The sequence below is a fragment of the Blautia sp. MCC270 genome (genome assembly GCF_018785605.1).
Lineage (GTDB): Bacteria > Bacillota > Clostridia > Lachnospirales > Lachnospiraceae > Blautia_A > Blautia_A fusiformis.
The window spans coordinates 1-203 of record NZ_WQQD01000100.1; the positions used below are offsets into that span (position 1 = coordinate 1).

Here is a 203-nt window from a genome sequence, read left to right on the forward strand (position 1 = left end):
GGACCGATGACTGGGGTGAAGTCGTAACAAGGTAGCCGTATCGGAAGGTGCGGCTGGATCACCTCCTTTCTAAGGAAAAAAGTAGAGTAATTGAAATGTGTTTTACTGTTGAGTTATCAAGGAAACTGAATAATGATATTTCTGGTAGCGATGCGCTTAGGGGACACACCCGTTCCCATCCCGAACACGACGGTTAAGACCTA

1 rRNA gene is annotated in these 203 nt (G+C 46.3%); it reads left to right on the forward strand.

Annotated elements, in window-relative coordinates:
* Positions 1-69 (forward strand): 16S ribosomal RNA (locus GPK58_RS12675); the annotation flags it as partial.
* Positions 70-203: the final 134 nt, after the last annotated feature.